Genomic DNA, 12,688 nt, shown 5'->3' with positions numbered 1-12,688 from the left:
GCTCTTATTACATCTTACTTATTCAGCGTCTTTTACTTCAGCATCTTTAGCTTCCGCTTCAACAACACTAACACCAAGCTCGGCTAACTGCTCAGGATTGGCAAACCCTGGAGCATTGGTTAACGGACAAGCAGCTGTCGTTGTTTTAGGGAACGCCATCACGTCACGGATTGAGCTCGCGCCAGTCATCAACATGATGATACGGTCTAAACCAAATGCAAGACCTGCATGAGGTGGTGTACCGTAGCGTAATGCTTCTAATAGGAAGCCAAACTTCTCGTTCGCTTCTTCGTCATTAATACCTAGAATTCTAAATACAGCAGACTGCATCTTGCTATCGTGAATACGTACAGAACCACCGCCTAATTCACAGCCGTTCAATACCATGTCATAAGCATCAGAAATCGCACCCGTTGGGTTAGCTTCTAGCTCTTCAGGTGTCATGTTGCTTGGCGCTGTGAATGGGTGGTGCATTGCATGCAGTCCGCCATCAGAGGTACGCTCAAACATTGGGAAGTCAACAACCCAAAGTGGTTTCCACTCACCTTGAAGTAGTTCGAAATCTTCACCCGCTTTCAGACGTAGTGCGCCCATAGCTTCGGCAACGATATTAGCTTTATCTGCACCAAATAGAATTAGATCGCCAGTTTGTGCGCCAGTACGCTCAAGTAGCGCCTTAACCACGTCTTCACTTAGGAACTTAAGCACTGGAGACTGGATGCCTTCCATGCCCTTATCAAGGTCGTTGACCTTCATCCAAGCTAGACCTTTCGCGCCGTAGATAGTGACATACTTAGCGTATTCATCTAGCTGCTTACGTGAAAGCTTAGCGCCATCAGGAATGCTCAGTACTGCAACACGGCCTTCAGGATCGTTTGCTGGGCCATTAAATACCGCAAACTCAACATCTTTAACGATATCGGCAACGTCAATCAGCTCAAGCGGGTTACGTAAGTCTGGCTTATCTGAACCAAAACGACGCATCGCTTCTTCGAATGTCATCTTAGGGAACTGGCCTAAATCAACATTCAATAACTCTTTAAATAGACCGCGAACCATCTCTTCCGTCTTATCCATGACTTGCTCAGAGGTCATAAATGACGTTTCGATATCGATCTGAGTAAATTCAGGCTGACGGTCAGCACGTAAGTCTTCATCACGGAAACACTTGACGATCTGATAGTAGCGGTCAAAACCAGACATCATCAACAACTGCTTAAACAGCTGTGGTGATTGTGGCAATGCGAAGAACTGACCTTTATAAGTACGGCTTGGTACTAGGTAGTCACGCGCACCTTCTGGTGTCGCCTTAGTCAGAATTGGCGTTTCGATATCGAGGAAACCGTTACCATCTAGGAAACGTCTTACCGCACTTGTCACTTTAGAGCGGAAGATAATACGGTCAGCCATCTCTGGGCGACGTAGATCTAGGTAGCGATACTTAAGACGCTGCTCTTCGGTATTGTGCTGATTTTTGTCCATGTTGATTGGCAGTGGTGCAGAGCTGTTCAAAATGGTTAGCTCTAGACCTAAAATCTCAACCTCACCAGTACGCATATCGGCGTTAATCTGGCTGTCAGGTCTTGCTCTTACAAGGCCTTTGATCTGAACACAAAATTCGCTGCGTAGTGTGCTTGCAACGTCAAAAACTTCAGGAAGGTCTGGATCATAAACAACCTGAACGATACCTTCTCTATCACGAAGATCGAGAAAAACTACGCCGCCTAAATCTCGGCTGCGATTAACCCAACCCACTAGGGTCACTTCTTGACCTACGTGAGACTTATTGACGTCTCCACAATAATGACTGCGCATTTAACTCTTTCCTTTATTCCGCAAAGCGATGCTTGAGGATCTGGTTCAAAATAAGACAAAAGCGGCATTATAGAGAAATATTGCCGTTTTCCAAATAACTTCTCGATTAGTCGGCTAACTATCCATCAATTTAGATTAAAAATTAAATAGTTTGGCTTATCTTAGCAAAACTAGGTGCTTCGATATGCCCTGCCACCCGCATTTTTTGCACGATACATCTGTTTATCTGCAGTTTTCAATAGTGCATCGATACAATCACCATCTTTTGGATAGACTGCAATACCTATGCTAGCCGATGCACTTACAGTCTGATCATTTATAACAAAGGGCGTTGATAGGCTGCTTAATAAATTTTCAGTCACATCATAAACTGATTTAAGATCTTTGATGTTATTTAAAATAATTACAAACTCATCTCCACCAAGGCGTCCTACAGTATCGGAGCGACGAATGCTGTTAGCGAGCACCTCACTCACATGTATCAAGAACTTATCGCCAACTTGATGACCAAACTTATCGTTAATCAATTTAAAACCATCTAAATCGATAAAGATCACTGCAAACTGGGCAGTGTCTCGAGCGTGCAACAATATAGCCTGCTCGAGTCGGTCTTCAATCAACATTCGATTAGGTAACTGAGTCAACGCATCATGCTTAGCAAAATGTGCCATCTTATTCTCGGCTTCAATACGCAGTGCTACCTCTTTACGTAAACGCCGAATGACCAGCAGTGCCATGAAGATGACTAAGGTCAGAATCGAAAACGCCACTATGCTAATTTTGAGCTTATTCTCATATTCATCGCGACCAAACTCAACGGTCTGTGACACCCACTTCTGATGGATCTCTTGCTGCCGAGTGGAGTCGATATTTGCCAATACAGCATTGATGAGAGGCAGCAGTTCTTTTTTGCTATGGTGAACACCAAAATGGCTACGTTGTTGAGCGAAACCTACCAACATTGACATCTTCAAGCTAGAAAATTTATCGTTGCGCAAGTTACGACTTAAGTTCACCACCTTATCGATAAAGACGTCTGCCTTGCCCTGCTCTACCGCTTTCAATCCAGCTTGACTATCGGGCACCAAAATCAGCTTTAACCTTGGATGTTCACGCATTAACTGACCAATAATATGATAGCCTTCAACCACGGCGACTCTTTGCCCTTTGAGATCATCTAGGCTAAAAACATTAACGTTATTGAATGACGTCACCAGCCCCCAAGGCGCAGGCCAATATGAATCGGTAAAGCTCAATTGAAATTCCCGCTCCGGAGTCTTAGCCACAGAGCCCGCCATGTCCACCTCTCCGCTTATTAGCGCATCAAGCAAGTTTTGCCATTCATCAAACACTTGCGTTTCAACAGTGAGACTCAACTCATCGGCGATAATATTGACGATATCACTGTTAATCCCCGCATATTGACCCTCTTGCAGATACTCCATCGGTTGCCAGTTGCGCAGATACCCCACCTTCACAGTGCCAACCTCTTCGATTAGTCGCTGCTGAACAGGTGTTAAATTAATCAAGCCCTGTGTATTTTTATAGATTCTATCCTCTGGGTTTAACATCCACTTACGTTCAATGGTGGCTAACTCCCCTTGGGATATAAGGCTGAATCCCGCCGCAACTCTCTGGGCGAAGCCCTGCTCACTGCCTCGATTGAGCACAAACAGGTCAGTCTTAAACTCCAAGTCAATATACTGATGAAATTGCTCCCAGCTATGATTTAAAAGCAGGTAATGCTGAGTCCAAGCAGAGGCTGCAACGAACGCGCTAATCTCGCCACTTTTAGCCGCTTCAATCATGCTATCGACAGAGTGATAATAACGAATATCCGAATCAGGCAAGGCATCGACTAACTCAGGTAAGTAAGGTGACGTTGGAGAAACAGCCACAACTTTGCCCTTAAGCTCCTCCAGGCTTTGCAGTGGTTTTTCAAATGAGAATAAACGGCTAGCCACACGATATATCGTATGGGTGCGATTAAGGCCCGTCTGCATAGAAGTCGATTCAGGATAGCCTAAGTGAACATCGGCTATACCGCGCTTAATATTATCTATGCTCTGTTTCATGCTACCGGCAACAAATCGAATCGGAAGCCCAGTTTTTTCAGACCATAACTTCCAGATATCGACTAATAAACCATGGGGTAAACCGTCTGATCCGATATCAGCAAAAGGCTCAACACCTGCTTGCATCGCTATCACGATATCGTTCTGATAGCGTAAGTTTCCAAGCCAGCGACGCTGATGACTCTCAATCACCTCGGGCTCAATTTCATTAAACCCTTTCGAAATCAAGGCTGCCAGCCGATTACTGCCCTTTTGTACTGCGGGAGATATCGACAAGGCGGAGATAAGTTTACGATTCTCAACAGGAAAGTTGACCGAGATGATGTTGTTAATCTGGCTTTGTCGTAAAAAGCCTTCCAAACCTACAAATACAAAAACTTCCTCATTAATCACAGCTTTTATTAATTCACTGCGATTATCAAAGTAGCTGAATGTAAGCTTTGGTTGCAGCCGCTTTAAGATTGCTATTTGTGCCGCACCTTTAACGACACCGATTTTATAAGGGATGATATCGGCAAAGCTTTGTGCCTGTGGTAATTGGTAGTTGATGTAGAGGAAACTGTTTACACTCGCTATTTTTTCAGCAAACTCATATTGATTTTCTCGAGTGGTCGTCTTGGCCATACCAATATGCACATCGGCGACTCCCATCTCTAAATCTGTTAAAGAGGCCTCCCAGTTAGAGGGCTTAAACACCACTTGCGTGTTCGTCTGTTTCGACCATTCCAGCCAGATATCGACCAAAAGACCGCTTGGTTGATTATTTTCATCGACAAACTGAAAGGGGTAACTGTCGTTGCTCATTGCAATAGTTAGCGGCACTTCCCCTACCTTTGAATCCGAAAAGGCCGGAAACGCGATAAACATCAGCGCAAAAATTCGCAACAAACAAGTGATAGTTTTCAATTACATTTCTCACAAGGTTAAATAATTGGGTTTATTTTGTTTAATTATTGCTATTAGACAAAATTTTATGAGGAAATTCCAGTGCTAGTCTTGCTGGTTATAGAGATGTTTAGCTAGAATGAAGAGTTGAACTCTCACTATTTGATCACATGAACTCTTCTCAAGATAATCTCTTTGCCAAGCCATACGAACGCGTCAGCGACTTTCAATTCGATGACAAAGTAGCAGGTGTATTTAATGATATGATCAGGCGCTCCGTTCCTGGTTATGGTCAAATAATCAATACCATTGGCGATTTAGCCCAAAAATACGCCACGCCTAACAGCAAGATTTATGATCTAGGTTGCTCATTAGGATCGGCAACATTAAGTATTCGCCGTCGGGTAGAAGGCCGTAACTGCCAAATCATCGCCATCGATAATAGCGAGTCGATGATTGAACGCTGCAGTGAGAATCTATCGGCTTATGTGAGTGAAACTCCGGTAGAGCTAGTCTGTGGTGATATTCGCGATATTAAGATAGAAAACGCATCTTTAGTCGTGCTGAATTTCACAATGCAATTCCTTGCGCCAAGCGATCGTGAAAGCCTGCTCAACAACATCTATCAAGGCCTGCTACCTGGTGGTTTATTGGTGCTGTCTGAAAAGCTTTACTTTAAAGAAGAAAAGATCCAATCAACTTTGGATGATTTACATCTCGATTTCAAAAGAGCAAATGGTTACAGTGAGTTAGAGATCAGTCAAAAACGTAGTTCGTTAGAAAATGTGATGAAACCTGATACACTGACCGAGCATGAAAACCGGATCAGAGCACAGGGGTTTGGCCAGTTCAGCGTTTGGTTCCAATGTTTTAACTTCGCATCAATGGTGGCAATTAAGTGATTAGCTTTAGCTCGTTTTACAAACAAATTTCTGACTCTAGCCTACAACACTGGCTGGAGACACTTCCTTCTATTCTCGGCCAATGGCAACGTGAGCATAAGCATGGATCACTGCCAAAGTGGGAAAAGGTGCTTAACAAACTGCATTACCCTGAAGCTGACATCATCGATTTTAAGACCAGCGTAAAAATTGGATCCGGTGAACAACTTAGCGATGGTGAGAGAGAAAAACTTGAAAATCTTTTAGCCATTTTCAAACCTTGGCGCAAGGGGCCTTACTCTCTACATGGAGTAGAGATTGATACCGAATGGCGTTCAGACTGGAAGTGGGAGCGTGTTGTTCCACATATCTCTCCACTGCAAAACCGTACCGTATTAGATGTTGGCTGTGGTAGCGGTTACCATATGTGGCGTATGTTGGGTGAAGGTGCCAAACACGTTGTTGGTATCGACCCATCACCACTATTTATGTGTCAGTTCGAAGCAGTTAAACGTATTGCAGGCAATGATCATCCGGTGCACTTCCTACCTTTAGGGATTGAAGAATTGCCCGCGTTAGATGCATTTGACACCGTATTCTCTATGGGCGTCTTATATCACCGCCGCTCGCCTATCGATCATATCTATCAATTACGAGATCAGCTACGCACTGGCGGTGAACTCGTGCTTGAAACGCTTGTGATAGATGGCGATGAAAATACGGTACTCGTGCCAAAAGATAGATATGGCAAGATGAACAATGTTTGGTTCTTGCCATCAGTTGACGCACTGATGCTTTGGTTAAAGAAATGCGATTTCACAGACATACGTTGTGTCGATGTCGATGTCACCTCCTTGGCAGAGCAAAGAAGTACCCAATGGATGCCAAATGAGTCATTAGTCGATTATTTAGACCCTAATGATGTTAGCCTAACGGTTGAAGGCTACCCGGCACCAAAGAGAGCCACCATCATTGCCACCAAGAATCAGCCTAACAAAGATTTAATCTAGCCAAAAATAGTAAATGGGAAGCACTATGTTCAAGCAGATAATTTGTATCGCCGCAATTACCGCCGTTATTTCAGGTTGCGCAACGACCAAAGACACTAACGCACCGATCCCTGTTGATGCGGCTGCGCTCGAAGCCAGTCTAACTAAACAAGAAACAAATATTCTTGAAGCAATCGATAGTTGCAACCAAGCTCAGTCTGCAGGGTATGCCCAGCTAAGTAGTCAAGTTGAGGCGCTAAACGCTAAAGTGGCTCAGTTAGATGTGAAAAAAGAAGCCGCTGTTGTGCCAGTTGTCACCCCAGTGCAATGCCCACCTTCACCTATCGGTGATAAGTTTATACTCGGTGCTATCGAAAACGTTTATGTCGAAGAAGTTAAGGCAAGCTTTAATACTCGAATCGATACTGGTGCAGAGTCTTCATCATTAGATGCACGAAATATCATCCTATTTGAGCGAGATGGCAGTCAATGGGTACGATTTGACGTGTTTACCCAAGGCGATAAGCAGCCAGCTAAAACATTCGAATCTAAAGTTGAGCGTTTTGTTCGCATCAAACAAGATGCCGATGATAAAAGTGACCGTCGCCCAGTTATCCACGCTCACCTAGAGATTGGTCCATATAAAGCCGAGACCGACCTGAACTTAAGCGACCGTAGCCATTTGGAGTACCCATTATTACTTGGGCGCAAGTTTATGCAGGACATCGCGGTTGTCGATGTTGGACAAACCTATATCCACGGAAAAAAACAAGACGCAAAGCCGTCTAAAACAAAATAATAGGATAATTGCAAATGCATTCTAGAAAGCCTTTTTATATTTTAGTTGCTTTACTGTTTATCGCCGGGATAGCTGCAAGCGTTTACCGTGGCATTGAACACAATGTTCCATTCCTACCGGGTAAACAGGTTCAAAGCTGGACTGTGGACGCTAAAGTCAGCTTTCAAGGTACAGGCGAGCCAGCGGAAGTTTCTTTTTCACTGCCTGAAGATCCTGCATATGAAATCCTAGTTGAGAACGCAACATCTCCAGGTTATGGTTTGACCATTACCAATAACGAGATCGATCGTCGCGCTATCTGGTCGATAAGAAGGGCCGTCGGCACGCAAGATCTTTATTACAAGGTTACCCTGATCCCAACAGGCCAAGATATGCTTAAGGCCGATGGAATTCCTGCAGCACCGAGTACTTATACTTGGCCTGCAACTGAAGAAGCCGCAGCACAGCAAGCGATAGAAGAAGTCTGGTCTCGAAGTGCAACTAGCCTATCATTTGCACAGCAGCTCAATAAGGCGTTAAACGCCAACGAGCGCAGCCAGAATATTGAGCTACTGCTAGCAAGCAACTCCCCAAGCAAATTGTTCATCAGAATGCTGCACAGCAAAGGGATCCCAGCAAAAGAAGTGAGTGGTCTATATCTAGAAGATCAGCGTCGTAGACAGCAACTAGCCAACTTTGTTGAAGTTTACCATGACGGCCAATGGCACCTATTCAATGCCGAAGACGGCAGCCAAGGCCGACCAGATAACTTACTACTATGGGATCGCTCAGGTACCTCTGTGCTAGATGTGATCGGCGGAGTAAACTCACAAGTTAACTTCTCTATGCTACAAGATACGCGTTCGGCGCTGGCCACCGCTATCGACGTCATGAAAAATGACAACGCATTAGACTTCTCCCTTTATCAGCTACCATTAGAAGAACAGAGCCTATTTAAAGGGATCTTACTTATCCCTATCGGCGTATTGATGGTGGTATTCCTGCGAGTGATTATCGGCATCAAGACTTCTGGTACCTTTATGCCGGTATTGATTGCATTGGCCTTTATTCAAACCACACTACTTACGGGTTTGATTGGCTTTTTGCTAATTGTTGCATTTGGTTTAATGATCCGCTCTTATCTATCGGAGCTAAACCTTCTGCTGATCTCGCGGATCTCCGCGGTGATTATCGTGGTGATCGGCATCATCGGACTATTTACCCTGCTCTCTTATAAGTTTGGTCTCAGCGAAGGGCTAACAATCACCTTCTTCCCAATGATTATCTTGGCATGGACCATTGAGAGAATGTCTATCTTATGGGAAGAGGAAGGTCCAAAAGAGGTGTTTGTTCAAGGTGGTGGTAGTCTGTTTGTTGCAACCCTCGCCTACCTAGCAATGAGTGCCTCTTGGGTGCAGCATTGGGTATTTAACTTCCTAGGTATTCACCTAGTGATTTTGGCGCTGGTATTACTTATGGGCCAATACACAGGCTATCGCTTACTAGAGCTTAAGCGCTTTAAGCCGCTAGCTGGAGATAAATAATGTTCCTAGCTAACCCTTCAGACTTAAGGCGTAACGGCGTCCTTTGTATGAACAAGCGAAATATCGACTATATCGGTCGATATAATCCGCGTAAGTATTACAAACGCGTCGATGATAAGTTAACCACTAAGCAGTTGGCGCTGGCAAATAATATCGCGGTGCCAGATCTGATAGGTACCGTCTGTGAGCAGCACGATATCGCCAGCATCCCCGCTATGGTCAACGACATTGATGGCTTTGTCATCAAGCCCTCTAAAGGCTCTGGTGGTAAAGGGATTTTAGTGGTCACTAAGGTCGAACATGGGCGTTACTATAAGCCAAATGGTCAAGAAGTCACCCCATCAGAAGTCGACCGCCACGTATCTAATATTCTCAGCGGTCTATTTTCCCTTGGTGGAAAGCCGGATGTAGCGATTGTTGAAGGCCTTATTCAATTCGACCCGGTGTTTGATGGCTATTCCTATGAGGGGGTGCCAGATATTCGCTTGATCATCTTTAAAGGCTTTCCCATCATGGGCATGTTGCGATTATCAACGGCGGCATCAGACGGTAAAGCGAACCTTCACCAAGGCGCTGTCGGTGTTGGTATCGATATCGCAACAGGTAAAGGCTTACATGCAGTGCAGTTTGATCAACCGATTGACCTGCATCCCGATACCCAAAAAGAGCTGATCTCTATTGCCGTGCCACAGTGGGATACGCTGCTACATACCGCCTCTATGGCCTATGAGATGTCTGAGCTTGGTTATCTCGGTACCGACATGGTATTAGATAAGAATAAGGGCCCGCTGTTACTTGAGCTTAACGCACGTCCAGGCTTGGCGATTCAGATCGCCAACGGTCGTGGTATTTTGCCCAATCTACGCCATGTTGAAAAAATGGGTAACCACAACATGTCAGTAGAAGAACGTGTGGCATATGCAAAAATACACTTCAGTGCTGGCAACTCGTAAATTTAACAGCCTATTAGCTGCAATTGTAGTTATCGCTTGTTGGTTTAACACGGCAGCTCACGCTGCCGTGTCACCTATCCCACTTTTAGTCGAACAGTGCTTAAGCTACCAATTCCCCACGGCTCTGAGCGATTCATCCCTAGAGAGAGAAAAACAAGCTAGCGACATCCAAGCCATCGAGCTTGAACGCGAGCTGATCGGCTTTTTTAATATCAACGACAGAATCAAATACTATCGCCAATTCCCGCTAAACTATGGCGATCGAGAGCTACTGTTACAGTGCCAACTTTATTTGGCCGATGAGTTAGCGCTATTTTTTAACTCAGCTAAATTTCAGTCGATTCAGTTTGCCTTAGCCGGCAGTGATGATCCATCAGTCAAATCCTTAGCAATGCGCCTTAATCGACTTGCTAAAAATACCGATGCCCCTAACTACAAGGCGCAGTTACACACGGCGCAAGCCGCATTTAAACAAGGGGTCAGCAGTCAATCTTTGAGCCTCAACTTTCTAAATGAGCAGTGTAAGCTTGGCAGCAATAACGATGATAATACCTCTACAGTCGACTTTAATGACTCACTCGCTAGCTATTTAATTAAGCAGCCGGATGAGACCTGCCGTCAACAGGTATGGCAGGCATACCAAGCTAGGGCGTCGAGTCGCAATGAAACTCCGTTAGCAAGGATCCTCGATTTACGCCAGCAACAGGCAAAGCAAGCGAGTTTTACTGACTACAGCCATCAACAGTTACATCAGCAATGGCTATCAACGCCAAAGCTGGTAGCCCAATTTCTTAACAGCCAGACCCAAGCGATTAATATCGCACCTTGGAACCTAGGTTTAGCCTTATCTCAAGCCGAGCCAGTTAAGGTCAATACTGTTTCATCTAAACGCTGGCTACAAGAGATAACGACTGAACTGGAAGCCTTTGCAATTGCAATCACGCCGGTTAACGACAAGCTTTATCGAGTCTGGCTAGATGGGCGCTTACTTGGCGATATCTACATAACGCTAGGAGCTAAAAACCAGGCTAAACCGATCCGCAAGCAAGTTGTAGGGCAGCAGTTCGGTCAATTCGAGTTGATATTAAAACCTGAACTTAAAACCTATCAGCAGCAAGCAACACTGGTTGATGCAGTGGCTGGCATCATCAGCCAGCTTGCCAGTGGCCAGAGGTTCTACTTAGCAAATACCATCGGTGAAACGCAAGATACAGCCCAAATCGACACCCTTTGGCTACAGCAGTACCTTAAAGGCCAACTCCTGCCTGACTTAAAGCAAGACAGTAGAGAAGCGCTATTGCAGCAATACGCACTGCAGTTACAGGTATTTAGAGCGAAAGTCGCCCTCAATACCTATCTAGCGAGTGATAGTCCGTTGAAGTTTAACCTTGAAACGGCCTTTTCAGAGGCATTTGGTACAAGCTGGGACAATATACATGACGCACCTTATACCTATAGCGCTATAGCCTTTGAAGGACCTGTTTATTACCAAAGCTTATGGCAAAAAGCCTTAGCAAACTATATTTACCAATCGACAAAAGACTGTCAGAATCAAAAACTTGTCTTCGATTATTTAGTGGTTAATGAATCATCTAGCAAGCTTGCAAATACATTGCAGCTGTTATTAGGTGAGCCGATAACTAATGACTCACTTATCAAAAGGACTCAATATGCCTTCAATCATCAAGATCAGCACCCTCGCCGCTGCACTCTTTTGCATAAATAGCTTTGCCGCAGACCTTGCTGTCACAGAGTCTTCAAAAGCCCAAGTGTATCAAGGGATCAAAAACAACCTAGAAGAACACTTGTTCGAGCTGCCGCCTCGTGTACAAGGACACTACGGTATACGTCAATACCGTATGACGGGCGATAGTAAGTATGCCAATGCTGCACTTGTCGACCTCTATGTCGTTACCGAAGCGCAAGCTTTCTACGCCTGTAATCTCGATAAGCCCGGCTTTATCAGTGACCAAGCCGAACAAGCAATCTCTGTTCTTGGTAAAGGCCCCCGAGCCAAAGCACGTAAGAAGGCGCTACAGCCCTTCCCTGAATTTATCTTCTATACCGATGTTCTGCTACGTTTTTCGAGCCGCATCGATGAATTTGGCTTTACAGGCCCCTGTCACGATAAGTTAACCGCAGCACTGAAAAAAGCCGACTTAAAAACGGGTTTAACCGATAAAGCCATGATTGAAACTTGGGCTGCTCAATTGGTGAACTATGTTTACTGGGCCAAGCAGATTGGCGTGGGTGATTATCTTGCCGATTACAAGCAAGCCTTTATCGAAGTCTATCCAGACAGCAAAGATGATAAGCTCAATAAGAAACAGTATCGCAATAAGTTATACGGCATGACTCATTTTATCTTCGCTGCCAGCGAGTACTATCAGCACAATGTCGATGCGAAGGAGTTTGCTTGGATTTTAGATCATTTCGAGCACAATATTGACCGCATCTTAGAAGATGCCACTGACGATATTATTGCCGAAGTAGGGATCAGTTTTCTGCTTGCAGGCAAAGCAGACCACCCCGTTGTTAAAAAAACCCAACAACATATTATCAATGCCTTCGATAGCAAAGAGCAGATTATCCCTTCCCCGCGAGGCAACCCAGACTTAGTTATCGGTGAGCACCGTAATGTATTGGCTATGATGTTATTAGATTGGCCAGAGACGCTACACAAAGGCCCTTATCTGTCTGAGCTAAAGGCAACTAAAAAGTACTTACCAAAGCAAGTCACGCCATTGAAAAAATAGGCCGTGATCATT

Annotated in this window: 9 protein-coding genes; 7 read left to right on the top strand and 2 right to left on the bottom strand. The window is 44.8% G+C overall.

Going from position 1 to position 12,688, the window contains the following annotated elements; translation table 11 throughout:
- Nucleotides 1-18 precede the first annotated feature (18 nt).
- Nucleotides 19-1,815 (bottom strand): aspartate--tRNA ligase, encoded by a 1,797-nt coding sequence (aspS, locus tag JMA39_RS02485; RefSeq protein ID WP_202720243.1) that lies wholly within the window; start codon nt 1,813-1,815, stop codon nt 19-21.
- A 170-nt stretch (nt 1,816-1,985) separates the two neighbouring features.
- Nucleotides 1,986-4,712 carry a transporter substrate-binding domain-containing protein gene (locus tag JMA39_RS02480; protein WP_244999904.1) on the bottom strand — a complete coding sequence of 909 codons (2,727 nt, stop codon included), beginning with the start codon at nt 4,710-4,712 and terminating at the stop codon, nt 1,986-1,988.
- Nucleotides 4,713-4,945: 233 nt separating this feature from the next.
- On the opposite strand from JMA39_RS02480, the gene cmoA reads away from it, so the two are divergent.
- From cmoA to JMA39_RS02445, 7 genes are read left to right on the top strand one after another with little or no spacing between them, the layout of a single operon-like run.
- On the top strand, nt 4,946-5,677 hold the full coding sequence (cmoA, locus tag JMA39_RS02475) for a carboxy-S-adenosyl-L-methionine synthase CmoA (RefSeq protein WP_202720242.1): 732 nt from the start codon (nt 4,946-4,948) through the stop codon (nt 5,675-5,677).
- Nucleotides 5,674-6,666: a tRNA 5-methoxyuridine(34)/uridine 5-oxyacetic acid(34) synthase CmoB gene (gene cmoB, locus JMA39_RS02470; RefSeq protein ID WP_202720241.1), complete on the top strand. Its 993-nt coding sequence runs from the start codon at nt 5,674-5,676 to the stop codon at nt 6,664-6,666. Before cmoA ends, cmoB begins: the two co-directional genes overlap by 4 nt.
- A gap of 25 nt (nt 6,667-6,691) precedes the next feature.
- Nucleotides 6,692-7,444 (top strand): ATP-dependent zinc protease family protein, encoded by a 753-nt coding sequence (locus JMA39_RS02465; RefSeq protein ID WP_202720240.1) that lies wholly within the window; start codon nt 6,692-6,694, stop codon nt 7,442-7,444.
- A gap of 14 nt (nt 7,445-7,458) precedes the next feature.
- Entirely contained in the window at nt 7,459-8,967 is a 1,509-nt protein-coding gene (locus tag JMA39_RS02460) for a UUP1 family membrane protein (RefSeq protein WP_202720239.1), read from the top strand.
- Nucleotides 8,967-9,920 carry an alpha-L-glutamate ligase-like protein gene (locus JMA39_RS02455; protein ID WP_202720238.1) on the top strand — a complete coding sequence of 318 codons (954 nt, stop codon included), beginning with the start codon at nt 8,967-8,969 and terminating at the stop codon, nt 9,918-9,920. The genes JMA39_RS02460 and JMA39_RS02455 overlap by 1 nt, the downstream gene beginning before the upstream one ends.
- Nucleotides 9,886-11,646: a M3 family metallopeptidase gene (locus JMA39_RS02450; protein WP_202720237.1), complete on the top strand. Its 1,761-nt coding sequence runs from the start codon at nt 9,886-9,888 to the stop codon at nt 11,644-11,646. The genes JMA39_RS02455 and JMA39_RS02450 overlap by 35 nt, the downstream gene beginning before the upstream one ends.
- Nucleotides 11,591-12,676: a DUF3541 domain-containing protein gene (locus tag JMA39_RS02445; protein WP_202720236.1), complete on the top strand. Its 1,086-nt coding sequence runs from the start codon at nt 11,591-11,593 to the stop codon at nt 12,674-12,676. The genes JMA39_RS02450 and JMA39_RS02445 overlap by 56 nt, the downstream gene beginning before the upstream one ends.
- Nucleotides 12,677-12,688: the final 12 nt, after the last annotated feature.

The sequence above is a fragment of the Shewanella schlegeliana genome (assembly GCF_016765635.1).
Classification (GTDB): domain Bacteria; phylum Pseudomonadota; class Gammaproteobacteria; order Enterobacterales; family Shewanellaceae; genus Shewanella; species Shewanella schlegeliana.
Note: the sequence above shows the minus strand (reverse complement) of the source record. Positions and strands in the feature narration are given on the sequence as shown.